Here is a 19,384-nt window from a genome sequence, read left to right as displayed (position 1 = left end):
ATGGTCACCGACGAAGAACGCGACTACATGTACACCGAATACGCCAAAGACCCCCGCATGAAAGCCAACATCGGCATCCGCCGCCGCCTGGCCCCCCTCCTGGACAACGACCGCAACCAACTCGAACTCTTCACCGCCCTCCTCCTGTCGCTGCCCGGCTCACCCGTCCTGTACTACGGCGACGAAATCGGCATGGGCGACAACATCTGGCTCGGCGACCGCGACGCCGTCCGCACCCCCATGCAATGGACCCCCGACCGCAACGCCGGCTTCTCCCAATGCGACCCCGCCCGCCTCTACCTCCCCGTCATCATGGACCCCATCTACGGCTACCAGGCCGTCAACGTCGAAGCCCAGGTCAACAACCCCGGATCCCTCCTGCACTGGACCCGCAAGATGATCGAGATCCGGCAGCGCCACCCCGTCTTCGGCGTCGGCACCTACGTCGAACTGTCCGCCTCCAACCCCTCCGTCCTCGCCTTCACCCGCGAGATCGGGAACGGGGACACCAACCAGTGGGGCGGCACCGACACGGTCCTGTGCGTGAACAACCTGTCGCGGTTCCCGCAGCCGGTGGAGCTGGACCTGCGGCGGTTCCGCGGATCGACGCCGATCGAGTGCATGGGCGGCGTGCAGTTCCCCGCCATCGGCGAACTCCCCTACCTGCTCACCCTGCCCGGCCACGGGTTCTACTGGTTCCTGCTGCCGCCCCCGCCCGACGAGCCGGGCGACGAGAGGGTGAGGTAGCCGTGCCCGGCGGTCCAGGCCGCGGCGGCGACCCGTCCCTCGTCCGGATGCTGGCCGGCTGGCTGCCCCGGCAGCGGTGGTTCGGCGGCAAGGACAGCCCCATCGACGACCTCGCGATCGGCACCGCCACCGAGCTGCGGACCGGTGACCCGGGCCTGCACCACCTCGTCCTCGACGTCCGCCAGAACGGCGCCACCGAGCACTACCAGGTCCTGCTCGGCGTCCGCCGCGACCTGCCCGAGCGGCTGCGCCCGCACGAGATCGGGCTGCTCGCCGGGGCGGCCGGGATCACCGGCCACGCCTACGACGCCGCCCACGACCCCGAGCTGACCCGGCCGCTGCTCGCCCACATGGCGGGCGAGTCGGTCATCGGGCCGCTGCGGTTCCACCGCGCGCCCGGCACGGGCATCCGCACCGACCTGGACGGCACGCCGTCCACCGCCGAGCAGAGCAACACCTCGCTCATCTTCGGCGACGCGTACATGTGCAAGCTGTTCCGCAAGCTGGCGCCCGGCGTGAACCCCGACCTGGAGGTCAACCTCGCGCTGACCCGCGCCGGCTGCGAGCACGTCCCCGCCGTGCACGGCTGGATCGAGCTCGCACCCGGCGGCGACGGCGCCGATGGCGAACCCGTCACGCTCGCGCTGCTGTCGGAGTACCTGCGCACCGCCACCGACGGGTGGCAGCTCGCGCTGACCAGCGTCCGCGACTGGTTCGCGCAGCCGCTGCCGCCCGGCCCGCCGGCCGCGGTCACCCCGGACGACGCGGGCGCCGCGGGCGGCGACTTCGCCGCCGAGGCCGAGCGGCTCGGCGCCGCGACCGCGCAGGTGCACCGCGACCTCGCCCGCGCGTTCGGCGTGACGACCGTGCCCGCCGAGCGGCTGCGCGCGCTGGCCGACGGGATGAACGAGCAGCTCGACGCGGTCGCCGCGGCCGTCCCGCAGCTGCGCCCGCACGCCGCCGCCGTCCGCGCGGCGTTCGGCGAGCTCGCGGCGGTCGGCGCGGAGCTGCCGTTCCAGCGGGTGCACGGCGACTACCACCTCGGGCAGGTGCTGCGCACCGACCACGGCTGGGTGCTGCTGGACTTCGAGGGCGAGCCCGCCCGGGCGCCCGCGGAGCGGCGCGCGCCCGCGCATCCGCTCCGCGACGTCGCCGGGATGCTGCGCTCGTTCGAGTACGCGGCGCGGTTCCTGATCGCCTCGGACGGCGGCCTCGCGCCGGGCGCGGCGGACGCGCTGGAGCTGCGCGCCCAGGCGTGGGCGGAGCGGAACCGGGCCGCGTTCTGCGCCGGGTACGCGGCGGCGGGCGGCCCCGACCCGGCCGCGCACGCGGCGCTGGTGCGGGCGTTCGAGTTCGACAAGGCGGTGTACGAGATCCGGTACGAGGCGCGGAACCGGCCGTCCTGGCTGCCGGTGCCGCTGCGCTCGCTGGAGCACCTGGCCGGCTGACGCGCCCCGGCCCGGCCGGCCGGGACGGCCGGGGTCCGGCCGGCCGGCGCGGCCCGGTTCAGAGGTCGATGGAGTAGTCGAGGACGACGCGGTCGGCGGGCAGCACGATGTCGCGGCAGACCTCCATGACCGAGGCGCGCGACAGCATCCGGCGGGTGATGGCGATGACGGGGACGCCGCCGCCCATCCGGAGCGTCTCCGCCTCCTCCGGGGTCGGCATGCGGGAGCGGACCGACTCCTCGACGCGGGTCGGCGGGTGGCCGAGATAGGCCAGCTGCGCGAGCGTGCCGCCGGGCCACGGCTCGCGTTCCGGGTCGGCGACGGGAGTACCGCCGACGAGGCTCCACGGCAGGTAGTTGACGGAGATCTGCTGCGGCTCGCCGCGGGCGTAGAACACGAACCGGCGCCGCAGCAGCTCGGTGCCGGTGGGCAGTTCGAACAGCGCGCCCAGGTCGTCGTCCGCGCGCACACGGGTGAACTCCTTGTCGAGCCTGTACTCCTGCCAGCTGATCTTCTGGTCGCGGGTGAAGGTGGTCTCGGGCACCGCGAGCGGCCTGGTCACCGCGCGGTAGCGTTCCATCGCGACGCGGCGGGCCGGCGGCACGACCCGGACCACGGTGCCGCCGCCGCGGCGCGTCTCGACGAGCCCCTCGGTGCGCAGCAGCGCGACCGCCTGCCGCACGACGATCTCCGAGACGCCGTGCGCGGCGCACAGCTCCGCCATGGTCGGCAGCCGGGTCCCCGGCGGAAGGCTGCCGTCCCGGATCCCCTCTCGCAGCGTGTCGGCGATGCGCAGGTAGGCGGGACGGTCCGGCACCGGCGTCACCTCCCCTTCGTTCAGGCGCGCCCCCGGTCATTCGACGCGGTGGTCATTCGATGCGGCGTTCGATTTCACCCCTCCTCCCCGTCACTCATACCTAGCGGGCCGCTATCCGCGGGGGCATGGTCCGCTTACGGACAGCTTGACACCTCTCAGACCGAGTAAGACTTTTGTATACAGAAGAGCCGCCTCGGGGAAAGGACGACCTTGATGGGCGACTTCGAGGATCTGAAGACGGCCATCGAGGGGGAGTTTCCGGGCTGGCAGGTCTGGCGGAGCGACGCCGGGCGCTGGTACGCCACCCGGAGCGGCGATCTGACGGACGCGCAACTGCAGGCGGGATGTGCGATGACGGTGGCCGCGGACGATCCGGCGGGGCTGCGCGAGCTGCTGCTCGAGCAGGCGCGCGGGGACGGGTGAGGCGGCCGCGATGGGACGTCGTGGGGAGCGGCGCGGCCCGGTCCGCGGGCGGGGGCGGACCGGGCCGGAACGCTCCGGTACGGAAGGTACCTGTGTCGCTGAGGTGACACAGGAATGGATCCCAGGGCGGCGGGGTCGCCGTCACCCCTGGGGCCAGGTAGACGTGACCGCATGGACGGCGCAATCGGCGCGACCCCCGACAAAGTGTCGTGCCGTCCATGCGGTCGCAAATCCGCCTCGCTCCGCCATGTGAGTTCGGCCGATCTCAGGGCACTCCTACAGGGAAACGGCATCAGTGTTGTTCCCGGGGAAGGCCCCGGAGCCCCGGACCCCAGGCGAGGAGGCCATGACGTCATGGCACGGGTGACGCGCGCGGAGATCGACCGGCTCGTCGGCGGCGACCACCACGATCCGCACGGAGTCCTCGGGGCGCATCCCGGCCGGGACGGGGTGACCGTCCGGGCGCTGCGCCCGCTCGCGGAGAAGGTCGAGGTCGTCCTGCCGAACGGGGACCGGCACCCGCTGCGGCACTTCCACGAGGGCGTGTTCGCCGGGACGCTGCCGAAGTCGGCGTCGCTGTCGGGCGGCGACGAGGACAAGGCGCCCCTCGCGGTCCCCGACTACCGGCTGGCGGTGACGTACGGGGACGGCATCGAGACCGTGCAGGACGACCCGTACCGGCACCTGCCGACGCTCGGCGAGCTCGACCTGCATCTGATCAGCGAGGGCCGGCACGAGGAGCTGTGGCGCGCGCTGGGGGCGCGCGTGCGGACGTACGCGTCGGCGTTCGGACCGGTGTCGGGCACCGGGTTCGCCGTGTGGGCGCCGACGGCGCGCGGGGTGCGCGTGGTCGGCGACTTCAACCACTGGGACGGCCGCGCGCACCCGATGCGGTCGCTCGGGTCCACGGGCGTTTGGGAGCTGTTCGTCCCGGGCGTCGGCGACGGCATGTGCTACAAGTTCGAGATCCTCGGCGCGGACGGGCATTGGCGCTCCAAGGCCGACCCTATGGCGCAGCACACCGAGCGCCCGCCGGCGACCGCGTCGCGCGTCTACACCTCGTCCTACGCGTGGGGCGACAGCGACTGGATGGACGCCCGCAAGGAGCGCGAGTGGGTACACGAGCCGATGAGCGTGTACGAGGTGCACCTCGGCTCGTGGCGTCCCGGGCTCGACTACCGCGAGCTGGCCGAGGAACTGACCTCGTACGTGAAGGACATGGGGTTCACCCATGTGGAGTTCCTGCCGGTGGCGGAACACCCCTATGGGCCGTCCTGGGGCTACCAGGTGACGTCCTACTACGCGCCGACCTCCCGCTTCGGCACCCCTGACGACTTGCGGTACCTCGTCGACAAGCTGCACCAGGCCGGTATCGGCGTCATCATCGACTGGGTGCCCGCGCACTTCCCCAAGGACGAGTGGGCGCTCGCGCGCTTCGACGGCACCGCCCTGTACGAGCACGAGGACCCGGCCCGCGGCGAGCATCCCGACTGGGGCACGCTGGTGTTCAACTTCGGGCGCGCCGAGGTCCGCAACTTCCTGGTGGCGAACGCGACGTTCTGGATCGAGGAGTTCCACGTCGACGGGCTCCGCGTGGACGCGGTGGCCTCGATGCTGTACCTGGACTACTCGCGCAACGAGGGCGAGTGGACGCCGAACGTCTACGGCGGCCGCGAGAACCTGGAGGCGATCTCGTTCCTCCAGGAGATGAACGCGACGGTCTACAAGCGCAACCCGGGCGTCCTCACGGTCGCGGAGGAGTCGACGGCGTGGCCCGGCGTGTCCCGCCCCACCCATCTCGGCGGCCTCGGCTTCGGGTTCAAGTGGAACATGGGCTGGATGCACGACACCCTCGAGTACCTCCGCCACGAGCCCGTGTTCCGGCACTACCACCACAACGAGATCACGTTCTCGCTGGTGTACGCGTTCTCGGAGAACTACGTCCTGCCGCTCTCGCACGACGAGGTCGTCCACGGGAAGGGGTCGCTGCTCAGCAAGATGCCGGGCGACACCTGGCAGCGGTTCGCCGGGCTGCGCGCCCTGCTCGCCTACATGTGGTCGCATCCCGGCAAGCAGCTGCTGTTCATGGGGCAGGAGTTCGGGCAGGGCGCCGAATGGGCGGAGGAGCGCCCGCTCGACTGGTGGCTGCTGGACAACGCCGCCGAAGGCGCGCTGCATCTCGGGCTGCAGAAGCTCGTCCGCGAGCTCAACCGCGCCTACCGGGAGGAGCCCGCGCTGTGGTCCCGCGACAGCGACCACGAGGGGTTCCGCTGGATCGACGGCAACGACGCGGGCGGCAACACCCTCTCCTACCTGCGGTACGGGACGTCCAAGGACGACGGCGAGCCGCCCGTGATGGCCTGCGTCGTCAACTTCGCCGGCAACCCGCACGAGAACTACCGCATCGGCCTGCCGAAGGAGGGCGGCTGGCGGGAGGTCGTCAACACCGACGCCTACGAGTACGGCGGCAGCGGCGTCGGGAACCTCGGGCGCGTCGAGGCGACGGCCGAGCCCTGGCACGGGCTGGACGCCTCCGCCGTGCTGCGGGTCCCGCCGCTCGGCGCCGTGTGGCTCGTCCCGGAGTGACCGGGCTCTAGGGTGGCGCCATGAGCGCCGCGCAGCACCTGCACATCGTCCCGTCCGAGTTCCTGGTGGAGCACCTGCCGAACGCGACGTTCCCCGAGGACGACGAGTGGATCGCGCTGGTCCGCGCCCCCGAGGGCCTCACGGTCGTGCGGGAGGCGTCGCCGTTCACCGAGGCGGAGCGCTGGGTCGGCTTCTACGGCGACGCGGGCCACGGCCTGGACCTGCCCGGCATGCTCGCCGCGGTCGTCGGCCCGCTCGCCGAGGCGGGGGTGCCGGTGTTCGTCGCGTCCACCTACCACGCCGACCTCGTCCTGGTCCCCGACCACCGGCTGAAGGACGCGACGCAGGCCCTCCGCGACGCCGGCCACCGCGTCTCGGACCGCTGACCCGGTCCCCGGCGGTCAGCGTCCTTCGAGGCGGTCGAGGAGCCAGCGGGGGCCGGTGACGTGCGCGCCGGCCGCCTCGCAGCGGGCGCGCAGCCCCCGGTCCGCCGTCACGACCAGGTACTCGGTGTCGGGCTCCGGGGTCCGGACGAGGTCGACGATGTGGTCGTCGCCGCTGCCCGGCGCCGCCACGACCCGCACGCCGTCCGCGGGCTCGTCCGCCACCGGCCGCGCCGCGCCCTCGACGACCAGCACGACCTCCGGGAAGCATCGGTCGAACGCGACGAGGCCGGGCGGCACGCCGCGCACGCCCTCGCCGAGCACCTTCAGCGCGTCGCGGAGCCGGGCGTTCGCGCCCGCGCGGTCCTTCCACCAGCCGTCCGGCCGGGACCCGACGACGTTCGCGCCGTCCACGACGAGCACCAGGCCCTTCGTCGCGTCCCGCAGCAGCGGCCACGACCTCTCGAACGGCGCGAACAGCTTGCGGTCCTCGACCTCCTCCACGCGGACCCACTCGGCGCGGCGCGTCTCCCGCGACGCCGGCTTCACGTCCACCTTCTCGTCCAGGGCCCCGATCACGGACGTGAACGCCCAGCCGCCGTGGTCCTCGACCCGGGTACCGCGCACGCGCACGAGCGCGGTGTCGAGCGTGCACTCCTCGCTCGTCTCCCGCAGGGCGCCCGTCACCCCGTCCTCATGGCTGTGGATGGCGCCGCCGAACATCCCCCATGTGCCGCCGCCGAGACCCCACCAGGCGCGCTGCTGCAACAGGATCCACATCCGGCCTTCCGCGTCGCGGTGGTAGGCCAGCAGGCCCGCCGCGCCGTACCGTCCCCAGTGCGTGTGCCCCTGGTCGCAATCGGCCCAGCCGTCCCCATCGCCCATGAGCCGACGATATCCGCTCGGTGACCGAAGTACGGTGGTGCCGTCGTTCGGGGGGCCGACGCAGGTCCCCCATGCCGGAGGAAGCCGAAGATGCCCGCTCTGCCCCTCGTTCCCGACGATCCCCGCGCCATCGGCCGCTACCGGCTGACCGGACGGCTCGGCGAGGGCGGGCAGGGCGTCGTCTACCTCGGCGAGGGGCCGTCCGGGGAGCGCGTCGCGGTGAAGGTCCTGAAGAACGCCGACGCGCGGGCCCGCGAGCGCTTCGCCCGGGAGATGGCCGCGGCGCGGCAGGTCGCGCCGTTCGCCACCGCCGCGGTGCTCGACTCGTCCGCCGAGGGCCCGCTCCCCTACGTCGCCAGCGAGTTCGTCGACGGGCCGTCGCTGCAGGAGCGCGTCGCGGACGCGGGCCCGCTGCGCGGCGGTGACCTGCAGCGGCTGGCGGTGAACACCGCGAGCGCGCTGGCCGCGATCCACGCCGCCGGGATCGTGCACCGCGACCTCAAGCCCGCGAACGTGCTCCTCGGCCCGGACGGCCCTCGCGTCGTCGACTTCGGCATCGCCCGGGCGGTCGACGCCGAGACCCGCACGCAGATGGTCGGCACCCCCGCCTACTTCGCGCCCGAGTGGCTGCGCGACCATCCGCCGACGGTGAAGTCGGACGTGTTCGCGTGGGCGGGCACGATGGTGTTCGCGGCGACGGGGCGCCCGCCGTTCGGCGGCGCGGTGACGGTCGAGGCGATGATGCACCGGATCGCCACCGCCGACCCCGACCTCACCGGGGTGCCGGACGCGCTGCGCCCCCTGCTCTCCGAATGCCTCGCCAAGGACCCGGACCGGCGGCCGTCCTCCCGCGACCTCGCGATGCGGCTGATCGACCCGACCTCGCGTCCCGCGCCGGACATCACCCGGCCGCAGCAGCCCTACGGGGGTCCGCCGGTGCCGGTCCCGCCCGCGCCGGGCCCGGGTACCGGCGGGGGCGCGTTCCCGTCCGGGCCGGCCACGGACCCGTCTCCGTCGCGGAACCTCACGCAGCCGCACCCCCAGCCGCCGGTCCCGGGTCCGCCGCCCGCCGACGACCGGCGCGGCGGGGGCAGGAACACCCGTGTCATCGTCGGGGCGGCCGCGGTCGTCGTCCTCGCCATCGCGTGCGCGACGGCCGTCATCTTGCTGAACAAGGGCGGGGGCTCTGACACGCCGGTCACCGCGTCGTCTCACGGCTCGCCGGCCCAGAGTTCCTCGTCCTCTGCGACCTCCCCGTCGGCGTCCGGCGGCGGGGACGGCTCGGGCGGGGGCGGCGGGTCGCTGCCCGCGGCGTTCGGCGGGACGTGGGAGGGCACGCTGACGCAGAAGGGCGGCATCACCCTCGGCGACGCCAGCACCACGGTGACGGTGCACCTGACCGGCGGGAGCGACGGCGGGACGGCCGAGTACCCCCGGTGGGGCTGCCAGACCCGGCTGACGGTCTCCAGCGTCTCCGGCTCGAAGGTCGACTTCGACGAGACGGCCGTGCGCAGCACGGGCTCGGCCGGGTTCTGCACGGGCGGGCCGGTGTCGCTGGAGCAGGTGTCCGGCGGCCTGCAGTACACCTCGACCGGCATCGGCACCACGTCGGGGACGCTCCACAAGATCGGCTGAGCGGCCCCGGTGACGAAGGGCACAGTGCCGCGCGGACGGTACGCCGAATACCATTCGGGGCGAGACGTCGCATGATCAGGGGAGACACGAGTTGAGCGTCGAGGCGGGACCGGCGGCCTTCGAGGAGACCGCCCGGATGTGGGACACCCTGACGGGCGCCGAGCTGATCCAGGCCATGGCCGACGGAACGTTCCCGCAGATCTCCGACATCAACGACCACATCGGGCAGGTCATCACGTCCGCCGAGCCCGGCCGCGTCGACATCTCCTGGACGCCCGCCGAGAAGCTCTGCAACCCCGGCGGCACCGTGCACGGCGGCTACATCGCCATGATCCTCGACAACGCCGTCTGCCTCGCGGGCAGCAGCACCTGCGAGCACTTCATGCCGATGCTCACGCTCAACCTCAACGTCGACTACCTGCGCGGCGTCCGCGCGGGCGAGACCTACACGGTCGCCGGGACGTGCGTACACCCCGGCAGCACCCGGATGGTCGCCAACGCCGTCATCAGCGACGCGCAGGGCCGGCCCGTCGCGCAGGCGTCCGCCAGCGTCCTGCCGAACAAGGCCTTCAAGCGCAAATAGGGCCCCTGCCTGCGCTCCTCCTCCAGGCGGAGGGCGCGCGGGACCCGGGGCGGACCGGTGGCCCGCGGGCGAACGCATAGGCTGGGGCCATGGTGGATCCCGGAACCGTCGTCAACGTCATCAAGCAGGCCCGGGACCGGCGGACGGCACCGCTGATCCTGGAGCTGGACCTCACCGAGGGGATCGTGGAGACCGCGCCCGCGGACCCGATCTCGGCGATCATGTCCATGCGCCGGACGAACCTGCGCGACGTGCTCGACGGGCTGCGCCGCGCCCGCTCCGACCACCGGGTGAAGGCGCTGGTGGTGAAGGTGACCGGCGGCGTCGGGCTGGCGCTCGCGCAGGAGCTGCGCGAGGCGGTCGGGGCGCTGCGGGACGCCGGCAAGCTCACCGTCGCGTGGGCCGAGACGTTCGGCGAGGGCGGCCACGGCACCGTCCCGTTCTACCTCGCCACCGGGTTCGACAAGGTGTACCTGCAGCCGACCGGCGAGGTCGGGCTGACCGGCGTCGCGCTGGAGGAGCCGTTCTTCGCGGGCGCGCTGGAGAAGGCGGGCGTGCAGCCGCGGTTCGCCAAGCGGTACGAGTACAAGACGATGGCGAACACCTTCATGGAGAAGGCGTACACGCCGGAGCACGAGGAGTCGTCCCAGCGGCTCGTCACCTCGCTCGGCGAGCAGATCACCGCGGGCATCGCCGCCGCCCGTGACCTGCCCGAGGACAAGGTCCGCGACCTCACCGACCGCGGCCCGCTGCTCGCCGGCGAGGCGCTGGAGGAGGGCCTCGTCGACCACCTCGGCTACCGCGACGAGGTCTACGCCTTCCTGCGCAAGGAGTTCGGCGCGGAGGCGCAGCTGCGCTACGTCTCCCGCTACAACCGCACGCACGGCCTCGCCCGCCGCATCCCGCAGCCGGGCCGCCAGGACGTCGTCGCGCTGATCAACGGGCAGGGCCCGATCCGGCTCGGCCGCAGCGGCCGCGGCGGCCCGCTGCCGAACTCCGGCCCCGCGATGGGCTCCGACACCGTCGGCGCCGCGTTCCGCGCCGCCGTGAAGGACGACCGGGTCAAGGCGATCGTGTTCCGCGTCAACAGCCCCGGCGGGTCCGCCGTCGCGTCCGACGCGATCTGGCGGGAGGTCGTCCTCGCCCGCCGCGCCGGCAAGCCGGTGGTCGTCTCGATGGGGAACGTCGCCGCGTCCGGCGGCTACTACGTCTCGATGGCCGCCGACACGATCGTCGCGCAGCCCGGCACCATCACCGGGTCGATCGGCGTCGTCGTCGGCAAGGCCGTGGTGAACGACCTGCTCGACCGGATCGGCATCGGGCTCGGGTCCGTCGCGGACGGCGACCACGCCCGCATGTTCAGCGCCACCAAGGACTTCAGCGACTCCGAGTGGGAGCGCATCAACGCCTCCCTCGACAAGATCTACGACGACTTCACGGCGAAGGTCGCCGAGGGCCGCGACCTGTCCCGCGAGCGCGTCCACGAGCTGGCCCGCGGCCGGGTCTGGACGGGCGCCGACGCCCGGGACCGCGGCCTCGTCGACGAGCTGGGCGGCATCGACATGGCGCTCGACCTCGCCCGCAAGAAGGCGGGGCTGCCCGCCGACGCGCCCGTCCGCTCCTACCCGCACACGTCGCCGCTGGAGCGGCTGCGCCCGCCGGAGTCCAGCGAGGACCGCACGGCCGCGTCCGCCCGGTTCGACGGCTGGGGCTCGCTCGGCGGCCTCGCCGCCCGCCTCGGCCTCCCGTCCGCCGGCCCGCTCACCCTGCCCGGCTCCTGGGAGATCCGCTGACCGGCACGGATTTCGTCGAGGCGGTCGCGGGGTTCGCCACCGGGGTCGTGGTGCTGACCGTCCGGGACGGCCGCGACGACCTCGGCACGACGGTGACCTCGTTCATGTCGGTGTCGCTGGAGCCGCCGATGGTGCTGGCCGGCGTGGCGTCCTCGTCCTACCTGGCGGAGGTGCTGTCGCGGACGGACCGCTGGGCGGCGACGGTCCTCGGCGCGGGGCAGCGGGCCCTCGCCGGACGCTTCGCCGCCGAGGGCCGTCCGAGCGCCCGGCTGCTCCTCGCGAGCGAGCCGCACCACCGCGGCGAGGCGTCCGGCGCCCTGATCCCCGAGTCGGGCGTCACCGCCCTCGAATGCGAGACCCGTCAGCGCATCGAGGCCGGTGACCACCTTCTCTTCACCGCCGAGGTCCTCGCCACGGACTACGTCGCCCGCGACCAGCGGCCGCTGATCAGGTTCAACCGCCGCTACCTGCCCGCCTAGCGCTTCTCGGTCGCTGGCAGGCGTTCGAGCATGCCGCGCAGGTCGTCGGCGTGCTCCTCCTCCTGCTCCAGGATGCGTTCGAAGACGCGCTTGGTGGTGGGGTCGCCGTCGCCGAGCCACTGGACGATCTCGGTGTAGGACGCGATCGCGATGCGCTCGGCGACCAGGTCCTCCTTGATCATCGCGACGAGGTCGCGGCTGTCGTCGTACTCGGCGTGCGAGCGGGTGGTGAGGGTGTCGGGCGCGAAGTCGGGCTCGCCGCCGAGCTGGACGATCCGCTCGGCGAGCTGGTCGGCGTGCTGCTGCTCCTCGGCGGCGTGCTGGAGGAACTCGCCCGCGACGGCCTCGGCGTGGATGCCCGTGGCGGTGTAGTAGTGCCGCTTGTAGCGCAGCGTGCAGACGATCTCGGTGGCGAGGGCCTCGTTGCACACCTGGATCACCCGCGTGACGTCGGCGCCGTACGCCTCGGTGATCGGGCCCTTGTCGATCTCCTGGCGGGCGCGCTCGCGCAGGGTCTTGATGTCCGTCAGGAACTCGGCCATTCCGTTGCCTCCCGGGGTCGGTTACTCGGGGGCACCTACCCGATGGCCTCGTTTCCATACGGCAAATGTTTGCGGGACGCCGGGGCGGTAGGCGAGGTGGATGTGCGACGGGGCGTCCAGCACGTGGACGTCCGCGCGCGCGCCGACGGACAGGTGGCCGACGTCGGTGCGGCGCAGGGCGCGGGCGCCGCCGGCGGTGGCGGACCAGACGGCTTCGGCGGGGGTCATGCGCATGTCGCGGACGGCCACGGCGATGCAGAACGCCATGCTGGAGCTGTAGCAGGAGCCGGGGTTGCAGTCGGTGGCGAGGGCGACGGTGGCGCCGGCGTCCAGGAGGCGGCGGGCGTCCGGATAGGGCTGGCGGGTGGAGAACTCGACGCCCGGCAGCAGCGTCGCGACGGTGCGGGACGAGGCGAGCGCGTCCACGTCCGCGCCGCTCAGGAACGTGCAGTGGTCGGCGGACGCGGCGTCGAGCTCGACGGCGAGGCGGACGCCGGGCCCCTCTGTGAGCTGGTTGGCGTGCAGCCGGGGCATGAGCCCGGCCTTGATCCCCGCCTGCAGCACCTCGCGGGCCTGGTCAGCGTCGAACGCGCCCCGCTCGCAGAAGGCGTCCACCCAGCGGGCGTGGGGCGCGCAGGCCGACAGCATGCCGGTGGCGGCCAGGCGCGTGTAGCCGGCGGTGTCGTCGCCGTACTCGGACGGGACGACGTGCGCGCCGAGGTAGGTGACCTCGTCGGCGATCTCGGCGGCGATGCGGACGGCGCGTTCCTCCTGCTCGACCGTGAGGCCGTACCCGGACTTGCACTCGACGGTGGTCGTCCCCTGCCGGGCCATCTCGTCCACGAGGCGGCGGAGGTTGGCGCGCAGCTCGTCGTCGGACGCGGCGCGGGTGCGTTCGACGGTGGTGCGGATGCCCCCGGCGGCGTAGGGGCGCCCGCTCATCCGGGCGGCGAACTCCTCGGCGCGTTCACCGGCGAAGACGAGGTGGGCGTGGGAGTCCACGAACCCGGGGAGGACGGCGCGTCCGGCGGCGTCGACGACCTCGTCGGCGGCGGGCGCCCCGGCGGCGGGGCCCGTCCACGCGACGGCGCCGTCCTCGATCACCAGCGCGGCGTCCCGGACGATGCCGAGCGGCCCGTCGCCCCGCCCCGGGTCGTTGGTGACCAGTTCCCCGATGTTCGTGATGGCGGTGCTCAAGCGGGCTCCTCGCGGGTGGCGGACTCGACGGCGGCGGCCAGCGCGGCGGGCACGTCGTCGACCAGCAGGTGCCGGGCGTCGTGCACGATCTGGCGGCCGGACACGACGACGTGCCGGACGTCGGCGGCGGTGGCGGCGAAGACGGCGGCCTCGGCGGCGTGCGCGCGCCCGGCGCCGGCGGTGCGGACGGAGTCGAGCGCGACCGTGACGAGGTCGCAGTAGGCGCCGGGTTCGAGGCGTCCCGCCTCGGGCCAGCCGAGCGCGTAGTGGCCGTTGGACGTGGCGGCGGCGAGCAGCTCGCCGGCGGTCCAGTGGCCGCGGACGCGGGTGCGGAGGCGCTCGTCCAGCTCGACGGCGCGGGCCTCCTCGAACAGGTCGATGACGGCGTGCTGGTCGGAGCCGAGGCAGATGGGCGCGCCGGCGTCGGCGAGGCCGCGGGCGGGCCCGATGCCGTCGGCGAGGTCGCGTTCGGTGGTCGGGCACATGCAGACGCCGGTCGTGGTGGCGCCGAGCAGGCCGATGTCGTCGTCGGTGAGGTGCGTGGCGTGGACGGCGGTGCTGAGCGGGCCGAGGGCGCCTGCCTCGGCGAGGAGGCGTGCGGGCGTCATCCCGTACGCGTCGAGGCACGCGGTGTTCTCGGCGGGCTGCTCGGACAGGTGGACGTGCAGCGGCGCGCGGTGCTCCTTCGCCCAGGACGCGACGGCCCGCACCTGCTCGCGCGGCACCGCCCGGACCGAGTGGATCGCGGCGCCGACGCGGGCGTGCAGCCGGCCCGCCTTGTCGGTCTGCTCGTAGAGGGTGTCGACGCGGCGGGCCCAGTTCCCGGCGGTGCCGTCGCCGAACCGCAGCTGCGGGCCCTGGAGCGGCTTCCCGATGCCGCCGGTGAGGTAGCAGGTGTCCAGCAGCGTGATCCGGATGCCCGCGTCGGCGGCGGCCGCGATCAGCGCCTCGCCCATCGCGTTCGGCGCGTCGTAGGGTGCGCCGCCGGGGCGGTGGTGCAGGTAGTGGAACTCGCCGACGCAGCTGATCCCGGCGAGCGCCATCTCCGCGAACACGGACCTCGCCAGCGCCCGGTAGGAGTCGGGGTCGAGGCGGTCGGCGACCTTGTACATCTGCTCGCGCCACGTCCAGAACGTCCCTCTGTTCATCTGGACGCGGGAGCGGAGGGCGCGGTGGAACGCGTGCGAGTGCGCGTTCGCGAGGCCCGGCAGGGTGAGGCCGGGCAGGTGCTGGGCGTGCGGCGGGGCGGGGACCCCGCGCGTCAGGCGCGTGATCCGTTCGCCGTCGGCCTCGATGAGGACGTCGGCCGCCACCCCGTCTCCGAGCCAGGCGAACTGGGCATGCCATTGCATATCGGGTTCCCTACCCGCGGGCCAGGTCGTCCAGTACCGCGGCGAGGGCCTCGACTCCGGCGAGGCAGTCGGCGGTCTCGGCGTGCTCGGCGGGCGCGTGCGACACGCCGGTCGGGTTCCGGACGAACAGCATCGCGGTGGGCAGCCGCGCCGACAGGACGCCCGCGTCGTGCCCGGCGCCGGTCGGCAGGACGGGCGCGCCGCCCAGCGTCCTGACCAGCCGGTCGCGCAGGGCCAGGTTGAAGTCGACGATCTCGGTGTAGGACTCCTCCGCGACCTCCACCGTCACCCGGTGCGGGCGGGCGGCCTCGCGTGCCGCGGCGCCGACCTCGTCCACGGTCCTGCGGACGGCGGCGTCGGCGGGCCCGCGCGCGTCGAGCCAGGCGGTGACGGACGACGCGATCGCGTTCACACCGCCCGGGACGACCCGGACCTTCCCGACCGTCGCCACCGTCCCGTTGCGCTCGGCGGCGTCGCGGGCGGCGAGGACCATCCCGGCGAACGGGATCATCGGGTCACGGCGGTCGGCGAGCGCGGTGGTCCCGGCGTGGTTGCCCTCGCCCGCGAACCCGAACCGCCACCGCCCGTGCGGGACGATCGAGCTCGCCACCCCGACCGGCTCGGCGAGCGCCCGGCCCTGCTCGACGTGCAGTTCGACGTAGCAGCCGACGCGTCCGAGCAGGTCGTCGTCGGGCCCGATGGCGTCTGGATCGAGCCCGGCGCCGTGCAGGACCTCGGCGAACGTACGCCCGTCCCCGTCGGTGAGCGCCCGTGCCCGGGCCGGGTCGATCGCGCCGGCGAGCAGCCGCGACCCGAGGCAGGCGACGCCGAACCGGGCGCCCTCCTCCTCGGCGAACGCGGCGATCCCGATGGGCCGCCGCAGCGCCGCGCCGCGCTCGCGCAGCAGGTCGACGGCGGCGAACGCGGACACGATCCCGAGCGGCCCGTCGAACGCGCCGCCGCCGGGCACGGAGTCGAGGTGGCTGCCCGTCAGCACCGCTCGGTCGCGAGTGCCGTCCTCGGGGTACCACCAGGCGATCATGTTGCCGTTGCGGTCGTGCTCCAGCGGCATCCCGCGGCGGCGCGCCTCGTCGGCGAACCAGGCGCGGCACTCCAGCTCCGGCGGGGTCCACGCGAACCGGTGGTACCCGCCGGTGGCGGCGTCGCGCCCGACGGGCAGCAGCGCCCGCCACATCTCCTCGAAGCTCATCAGCCCTGCTGCATCGGGATGCGGACGCCGCGCTCGGCGGCGACCTCGGACGCGCGGTCATAGCCCGCGTCGACGTGCCGCATGACGCCCGTGCCAGGGTCGTTGGTCAGCACGCGCTGGAGCTTCTCGCCCGCGAGGGCCGTCCCGTCGGCGACGCAGACCTGCCCGGCGTGGATCGAGCGGCCGATGCCGACGCCGCCGCCATGGTGGATGGACACCCAGGTCGCGCCGGACGAGGTGTTGAGCAGCGCGTTCAGCAGCGGCCAGTCGGCGATGGCGTCGGAGCCGTCCTTCATGCCCTCGGTCTCCCGGTACGGGCTGGCGACCGAGCCGCAGTCGAGGTGGTCGCGGCCGAGCACGATCGGCGCGCTGATCTCGCCGCGCGCGACGAGGTCGTTGAAGACCTCGCCGGCCTTGTCGCGCTCGCCGTAGCCGAGCCAGCAGATCCGCGACGGCAGGCCCTGGAAGTGGACCTTCTCCCCCGCCATCCGGATCCACCGGGTGAGCGGCTCGTTGTCGGGGAACAGGTCGAGGATCGCCTGGTCGGTGCGCGCGATGTCCTTCGGGTCGCCGGACAGCGCCGCCCACCGGAACGGGCCCTTGCCCTCGCAGAACAGCGGCCGGATGTAGGCCGGGACGAACCCGGGGAACTCGAACGCGCGCGCGTAGCCGGCGAGCTGCGCCTCGCCGCGGATCGAGTTGCCGTAGTCGAACACCTCGGCGCCCGCGTCCTGGAACCCGACCATCGCCTCGACGTGCCGCGCCATCGACGTGCGGGCCTTGGCGATGAAGCCTTCGGGGTCCTTGCCGCGCTCGGCGGCCATGTCGTCGAAGGCGACGCCGCTCGGCAGGTACATCAGCGGGTCGTGCGCGCTGGTCTGGTCGGTGACGATGTCGATCGGCGCGCCGCGCCGCAGCAGTTCGGGGACGAGGTCGGCGGCGTTGCCGAGCACCGCGATCGACAGCGGCCGCCGCGCCTCCCGCGCCTCCTCGGCGAGCCGGAGCGCGTCGTCGAGGGAGTCGGCCTTCACGTCGCAGTACCGGTGCTCGACGCGCCGCTCGATGCGGGACGGGTCGCACTCGACGCAGATCGCGACGCCGCCGTTCATCGTGACGGCGAGCGGCTGCGCGCCGCCCATCCCGCCGAGCCCGGCGGTCAGCGTGATCGTCCCGGCGAGCGTCCCGCCGAACCGCTTCTCCGCGACGGCCGCGAACGTCTCGTAGGTGCCCTGCAGGATGCCCTGCGTGCCGATGTAGATCCACGACCCGGCGGTCATCTGGCCGAACATCGTCAGCCCGAGCGACTCCAGCCGGCGGAACTCCTCCCAGGTCGCCCACTGCGGCACCAGGTTGGAGTTGGCGATCAGCACGCGCGGCGCCCACTCGTGCGTCCGGAAGATCCCGACCGGCTTGCCCGACTGGACGAGCAGCGTCTCGTCGCCCTCCAGGTCCGCGAGGGACCGGACGATGCCGTCGAAGGCGTCCCAGCTGCGGGCCGCCCGCCCCGACCCGCCGTAGACGACGAGCTCGTCGGGGTGCTCGGCCACCTCCGGGTCGAGGTTGTTCTGGATCATCCGGAGGGCGGCCTCCTGCGGCCAGCCCTTCGCGGCGGTGAGCTTCGTGCCGCGCGGCGCGCGGACGGGACGGGGACCGGACATGTGCGGGCTCCTTAGGAGAGGGGGCCGGTGACGGATTCGGCGGCGGCGACGAGCGAGCCGTCCGCGACCATGGCGGTCGCGGCGGCGATCTCGGGCGCGAGGTAGCGGTCCGGGCCGGGCGGCGGGACGGCCTCGCGCAGCCTCGCGACGACGGCGGCGGTCGCGGGCCCCGGGCGCAGCGGGCTGCGCAGGTCCAGCGCCCGCGCGGCGGTGAGGATCTCGATCGCGATCACCTGCGTCAGGCCGTCCACGGCGCGGCGCAGCTTGCGGGCCGAGTTCCAGCCCATGGACACGTGGTCCTCCTGCATCGCCGAGCTCGGGATGGAGTCGGCGGACGCGGGGGCGGCGAGCCGCTTCAGCTCGGAGACGATCGCGGCCTGCGTGTACTGGGCGATCATGTGACCGGAGTCGACGCCGGGGTCGTCGGCGAGGAAGGCGGGCAGCCCGGCCGAGCGGCCCTTGTCCAGCATCCGGTCGGTGCGCCGCTCCGACATCGACGCGACGTCCGCGGTCGGGATGGCGAGGAAGTCGAGCACGTACGCGATCGGCGCGCCGTGGAAGTTGCCGTTCGACTCGACCCGTCCGTCCGGCAGCACCACGGGGTTGTCGACGGCGGACGCCAGCTCCCGCCCCGCGACCAGCTCGGCGTGCGCGAGGGTGTCGCGGGCGGCGCCGTTCACCTGCGGCGAGCAGCGCAGCGAGTAGGCGTCCTGGACGCGGGTGCAGTCGGGGCCGCGGTGCGACTCCATGATCTCCGAGGCGGCGAGCAGCGCCCGCAGGTTGGCCGCCGACGCGGCCTGCCCCGGATGCGGCCGCAGCGCCTGCAGGTCGGCGGCGAACACCCGGTCGGTGCCGAGCAGCGCCTCGACGCTCATCGCGGCGGCGACGTCGGCGGCGGTCAGCAGCTCGCGCAGGTCGCGGATGGCGAGGACGAGCATGCCGAGCATGCCGTCCGTCCCGTTCAGCAGGGCGAGGCCCTCCTTCGCGCCCAGCATGACCGGGGCGATGCCGTGCTCGGCGAGCACCTCGGCCGCCGGCCGCAGCTCGCCCGCCGCGTCCCGCACCTGCCCCTCGCCGATCAGCGCCAGCGCGACGTGCGCGAGCGGCGCGAGGTCGCCGGAGCAGCCGAGGCTCCCGTGCTCGAACACCTGCGGCGTGATCCCGGCGTTCAGCAGCGCGGCGAGCGTCCGCGCGGTGACGGGCTGGACGCCCGTCCGCCCGGTCGCGAGGGTGTGCAGGCGCAGCAGCATCAGCGCCCGGACGACCTCCCGCTCGACCTCCATCCCCGACCCGGCGGCGTGCGACCGGACGATGTTGAGCTGCAGCTGCGCCCGCATCTCCGGCGGGATGTGCCGCGTCGCGAGCGCCCCGAACCCCGTCGAGACCCCGTAGACCGGCAGCGGGCGCGACGACAGCTCCTCGATGTGCGCCCGCGACTCCCCGATCAGCTTCAGCGCCTCGTCCGTCAGCGAGACCGCCGCGCCGTCCCGCGCCACCGCCACGACCTGCTCGAACGACAGCGGATCCGGACCGACCCGAACACTCGTGTCTCCCATGACGAAACCCATACCCACGATTCCACCCGCCAGGGGGCGCCGCGGGCAGGGCCGGACGGCCACATCCGTCTCAGATACGAGACAATGCGA

General features: G+C 73.8%; 17 protein-coding genes. 9 read left to right on the top strand and 8 right to left on the bottom strand.

The annotated features are described in order from the left end of the window. Both F9B16_RS12290 and F9B16_RS12285 read left to right on the top strand, forming a co-directional pair. A partial coding sequence (locus F9B16_RS12290) for an alpha-glucosidase C-terminal domain-containing protein (protein ID WP_192808746.1) occupies positions 1–747 on the top strand: 747 nt, incomplete at its 5' end. 2 nt (positions 748–749) lie between these two features. After that, positions 750–2,195: a maltokinase N-terminal cap-like domain-containing protein gene (locus tag F9B16_RS12285; protein ID WP_318839228.1), complete on the top strand. Its 1,446-nt coding sequence runs from the start codon at positions 750–752 to the stop codon at positions 2,193–2,195. Between the two features lie 58 nt (positions 2,196–2,253). Here F9B16_RS12285 and F9B16_RS12280 read toward each other — a convergent pair whose 3' ends face one another. Continuing rightward, the gene (locus tag F9B16_RS12280; protein ID WP_151540148.1) at positions 2,254–3,012 is read right to left on the bottom strand and encodes a GntR family transcriptional regulator; all 759 of its coding nucleotides are present in this window, start codon (positions 3,010–3,012) and stop codon (positions 2,254–2,256) included. Between the two features lie 213 nt (positions 3,013–3,225). Here F9B16_RS12280 and F9B16_RS12275 point away from each other — a divergent pair, with 213 nt between their 5' ends. The 3 genes from F9B16_RS12275 to F9B16_RS12265 all read left to right on the top strand — a co-directional run bounded on the left by F9B16_RS12275 (position 3,226) and on the right by F9B16_RS12265 (position 6,407). Next, a complete protein-coding gene (locus F9B16_RS12275) occupies positions 3,226–3,435 on the top strand; it encodes a hypothetical protein (RefSeq protein ID WP_151540147.1) in 210 nt (69 codons plus the stop codon). A gap of 354 nt (positions 3,436–3,789) precedes the next feature. Next, complete coding sequence (gene glgB / locus F9B16_RS12270) at positions 3,790–6,021, top strand: 1,4-alpha-glucan branching protein GlgB (RefSeq protein WP_151540146.1); 2,232 nt, start codon at positions 3,790–3,792, stop codon at positions 6,019–6,021. A 20-nt stretch (positions 6,022–6,041) separates the two neighbouring features. Then, positions 6,042–6,407, top strand: a complete 366-nt coding sequence (locus F9B16_RS12265; RefSeq protein WP_151540145.1) for an ACT domain-containing protein — start codon at positions 6,042–6,044, stop codon at positions 6,405–6,407. A 15-nt stretch (positions 6,408–6,422) separates the two neighbouring features. Here the strand turns inward: F9B16_RS12265 and F9B16_RS12260 are convergent, their stop codons facing one another. After that, positions 6,423–7,289: an NUDIX domain-containing protein gene (locus F9B16_RS12260; protein WP_151540144.1), complete on the bottom strand. Its 867-nt coding sequence runs from the start codon at positions 7,287–7,289 to the stop codon at positions 6,423–6,425. Between the two features lie 90 nt (positions 7,290–7,379). Between F9B16_RS12260 and F9B16_RS12255 the strand changes: the two genes are divergently transcribed. From F9B16_RS12255 to F9B16_RS12240, 4 genes are all read left to right on the top strand, one after another. Further along, positions 7,380–8,924 carry a serine/threonine-protein kinase gene (locus tag F9B16_RS12255; protein WP_151540143.1) on the top strand — a complete coding sequence of 515 codons (1,545 nt, stop codon included), beginning with the start codon at positions 7,380–7,382 and terminating at the stop codon, positions 8,922–8,924. 91 nt (positions 8,925–9,015) lie between these two features. Further along, on the top strand, positions 9,016–9,507 hold the full coding sequence (locus F9B16_RS12250) for a PaaI family thioesterase (protein ID WP_225991570.1): 492 nt from the start codon (positions 9,016–9,018) through the stop codon (positions 9,505–9,507). Between the two features lie 89 nt (positions 9,508–9,596). Then, on the top strand, positions 9,597–11,300 hold the full coding sequence (gene sppA / locus F9B16_RS12245) for a signal peptide peptidase SppA (protein WP_151540142.1): 1,704 nt from the start codon (positions 9,597–9,599) through the stop codon (positions 11,298–11,300). Beyond that, positions 11,285–11,779: a flavin reductase family protein gene (locus F9B16_RS12240; protein ID WP_151540156.1), complete on the top strand. Its 495-nt coding sequence runs from the start codon at positions 11,285–11,287 to the stop codon at positions 11,777–11,779. The genes sppA and F9B16_RS12240 overlap by 16 nt, the downstream gene beginning before the upstream one ends. On the opposite strand, the gene F9B16_RS12235 is transcribed toward F9B16_RS12240, so the two are convergent. Genes F9B16_RS12235 through hutH form a run of 6 tightly spaced genes read right to left on the bottom strand, consistent with a single transcriptional unit; the run spans position 11,776 to position 19,294 of the window. Then, positions 11,776–12,321, bottom strand: a complete 546-nt coding sequence (locus tag F9B16_RS12235) for a ferritin-like domain-containing protein (protein ID WP_151540141.1) — start codon at positions 12,319–12,321, stop codon at positions 11,776–11,778. The genes F9B16_RS12240 and F9B16_RS12235 overlap by 4 nt on opposite strands. A 21-nt stretch (positions 12,322–12,342) precedes the next feature. Further along, a complete protein-coding gene (hutI, locus tag F9B16_RS12230; protein ID WP_151540140.1) occupies positions 12,343–13,518 on the bottom strand; it encodes an imidazolonepropionase in 1,176 nt (391 codons plus the stop codon). Continuing rightward, the gene (locus tag F9B16_RS12225; RefSeq protein WP_151540139.1) at positions 13,515–14,870 is read right to left on the bottom strand and encodes a formimidoylglutamate deiminase; all 1,356 of its coding nucleotides are present in this window, start codon (positions 14,868–14,870) and stop codon (positions 13,515–13,517) included. The genes hutI and F9B16_RS12225 overlap by 4 nt, the downstream gene beginning before the upstream one ends. 10 nt (positions 14,871–14,880) lie before the next feature. Next, positions 14,881–16,080 carry an allantoate amidohydrolase gene (locus F9B16_RS12220; protein ID WP_151540138.1) on the bottom strand — a complete coding sequence of 400 codons (1,200 nt, stop codon included), beginning with the start codon at positions 16,078–16,080 and terminating at the stop codon, positions 14,881–14,883. Next, on the bottom strand, positions 16,080–17,738 hold the full coding sequence (gene hutU / locus F9B16_RS12215; protein WP_151540137.1) for a urocanate hydratase: 1,659 nt from the start codon (positions 17,736–17,738) through the stop codon (positions 16,080–16,082). The genes F9B16_RS12220 and hutU overlap by 1 nt, the downstream gene beginning before the upstream one ends. A gap of 11 nt (positions 17,739–17,749) precedes the next feature. Further along, positions 17,750–19,294, bottom strand: coding sequence for a histidine ammonia-lyase (gene hutH / locus F9B16_RS12210; protein ID WP_151540136.1), 1,545 nt, complete (start codon positions 19,292–19,294; stop codon positions 17,750–17,752). Positions 19,295–19,384: the final 90 nt, after the last annotated feature.

The sequence above is a fragment of the Actinomadura montaniterrae genome, assembly GCF_008923365.1.
Lineage (GTDB): Bacteria > Actinomycetota > Actinomycetes > Streptosporangiales > Streptosporangiaceae > Spirillospora > Spirillospora montaniterrae.
This window is presented reverse-complemented; position numbering and strand designations above follow the sequence as displayed.

Coding starts and splice junctions, on each gene's coding strand:
- F9B16_RS12275 (WP_151540147.1), top strand. CDS start 3,226: ATGGGCGACTTCGAGGATCTGAAGACGGCCATCGAGGGGGAGTTTCCG.
- glgB (WP_151540146.1), top strand. CDS start 3,790: ATGGCACGGGTGACGCGCGCGGAGATCGACCGGCTCGTCGGCGGCGAC.
- F9B16_RS12265 (WP_151540145.1), top strand. CDS start 6,042: ATGAGCGCCGCGCAGCACCTGCACATCGTCCCGTCCGAGTTCCTGGTG.
- F9B16_RS12260 (WP_151540144.1), bottom strand. CDS start 7,289: ATGGGCGATGGGGACGGCTGGGCCGATTGCGACCAGGGGCACACGCAC.
- F9B16_RS12255 (WP_151540143.1), top strand. CDS start 7,380: ATGCCCGCTCTGCCCCTCGTTCCCGACGATCCCCGCGCCATCGGCCGC.
- sppA (WP_151540142.1), top strand. CDS start 9,597: ATGGTGGATCCCGGAACCGTCGTCAACGTCATCAAGCAGGCCCGGGAC.
- F9B16_RS12235 (WP_151540141.1), bottom strand. CDS start 12,321: ATGGCCGAGTTCCTGACGGACATCAAGACCCTGCGCGAGCGCGCCCGC.
- F9B16_RS12225 (WP_151540139.1), bottom strand. CDS start 14,870: ATGCAATGGCATGCCCAGTTCGCCTGGCTCGGAGACGGGGTGGCGGCC.
- F9B16_RS12220 (WP_151540138.1), bottom strand. CDS start 16,080: ATGAGCTTCGAGGAGATGTGGCGGGCGCTGCTGCCCGTCGGGCGCGAC.
- hutU (WP_151540137.1), bottom strand. CDS start 17,738: ATGTCCGGTCCCCGTCCCGTCCGCGCGCCGCGCGGCACGAAGCTCACC.
- hutH (WP_151540136.1), bottom strand. CDS start 19,294: ATGGGAGACACGAGTGTTCGGGTCGGTCCGGATCCGCTGTCGTTCGAG.